Genomic DNA, 1,835 nt, shown 5'->3' with positions numbered 1-1,835 from the left:
CGTCTTGCCGCGCTCGACGGCGAACGACGACTGGGACACCGCCTGGACGACGCCGTCGTCGGTCTCGAAGGTGACGGTGAGGTCCTTGACCTCGAGGAACGGTCGGGTGTTGCGGTCGCCCGGCAGGGTGAGGCCGGCGAGCGAGTCGGTAGACATGTGGTTCTCTCCTCAGCCCAGCCGGACCCGCGGGTCGATGAAGCCGTACAGCACATCGACGATGAGGTTGATGAAGACGATGAAGAACGCCGCGATCAGCGTGACGCCGAGGATCACCGGCAGGTCGTTGCCGCGGATCGCCGTCAGCGCCTGATAGCCGAGGCCGCGCAGGTTGAACACCGCCTCGGTGAGGATCGCGCCGCCCAGCAGGGCGCCCAGGTCCAGGCCGAAGACGGTCACCAGCGGGGTCAGGCCCGAACGCAGCGCGTGCTTGCCGATGACCGTCCGTTCGCCGAGGCCCTTGGCGCGGGCCGTCCGGATGTAGTCCTCGCCCAGCGTCTCCAGCATGTTCGCCCGGGTGAGCCGGGCGTACGTGGCGGCGAACAGGAAGGCGAGGGTGATCCAGGGCAGGATCAGGCCGGAGGCCCAGGTGAACGGATTATCGAAGAAGGGCGTGTAGTCGGCGTTGGGCAGCCAGCCCAGCCAGTACACGAAGATGCTCAGGGCCAGCAGCCCGGTGAAATAGATCGGTAGCGAAACGCCGGCCAAGGCGCCGGTCATCACCGCCCGGTCCAGGATGCTGCCTCTTCGTAAGGCCGAGATGACGCCGGTGGAGACGCCGATGATCACCCACAGCACCGCGGCCCCCAGCGCCAGCGACATGGTCACCGGCAGGTCTCCCATGAGCAGGGGGAAGACTTCCTGGTCGGTCTTGAAGGAGTAGCCCATGCAGGGCGCGGGGCAGTGCGTGACGTCAGGTCCGTTGGCATAGTCGCGTCCGGCGACGAGACCCTTCAGGAACTTGCCGTACTGCACGATGACCGGGTCGGACAGGCCGAGCTTGGTCCGGATGCCCTCCACCGAGGCGGCGTCGGAGGTCTTCCCGATGTAGAGCAGCGCGGGGTCTGAGCCGGTGAGCGTCGGCACCATGAAGAAGATGCCGAAGGTGACCAGCGTGACCACCAGCATGGTGAGCACGGCGTTGACTGCCCGCCGGATGAGATATGCCAGCACGACGTTCGGCCGAACAGGGAGCGGGCGCCGATTCCTCGCGGAACCGGCGCCCGCCCACTGCGGGCGGCCTTCACCTGCCCTTCGGTGCTAGAAAGATCGACTACTTGCCGTCGCTGAGGCCGATGGCCTGGAAGTCGATCATGCTCAGGGCGGAGTGCTCGAAGACGTTCGTCAGCCGCGGGTTGCGGTAGTTGAGCGCCTTGTCGACCACGAACGGCAGGTAGTACGCGCCTTCCATGATCTTCTGGTTGATCTGCTTGTAGATCTCGGCGGCCTTAGCCGGGTCGACCTCGGCGGAAGCCTGGTCGTACAGGGCGTCGATCGACGGGTCCTTGATCTCCGGCAGGTTGTAGTTGCCGTTCGCCGGGATGAAGCGGCTGTCCGACAGCGGCTGCATGAAGCCGGCGCCGGTCGGGTAGTCGGCGCCCCAGCCGCCGATGATGATCCCGTAGCCCTTCTTCTTCACGTTGTCGGGCGAACCGGTGATCGAGGCCTGCTGCGCGCCGTCGTACTGGTCGATCTTGGCGTTGATCTTCGCGGCCTTGAGCGCGGCCTGCAGCGCCTCGGCGCTCTTGACCTCGGCCGGCTTGTTGTTACGGACCGCGATGGTCACATCGAAGCCGTTCGGCTTGCCACAAGCGGCGAGCGCGGCCGTGGCCTTGTCC

Annotated in this window: 2 protein-coding genes; both read right to left on the bottom strand. The window is 66.3% G+C overall.

Going from position 1 to position 1,835, the window contains the following annotated elements; all coding sequences use genetic code 11:
• Positions 1-168: 168 nt before the first annotated feature.
• On the bottom strand, positions 169-1,170 hold the full coding sequence (locus DMB66_RS59215) for an ABC transporter permease (RefSeq protein WP_125812638.1): 1,002 nt from the start codon (positions 1,168-1,170) through the stop codon (positions 169-171).
• Between the two features lie 100 nt (positions 1,171-1,270).
• Positions 1,271-1,835: ABC transporter substrate-binding protein (locus DMB66_RS59210; protein ID WP_233625614.1), on the bottom strand; the 565-nt coding region annotated here is incomplete at its 5' end.

Source organism: Actinoplanes sp. ATCC 53533, from assembly GCF_003947245.1.
This window is presented reverse-complemented; position numbering and strand designations above follow the sequence as displayed.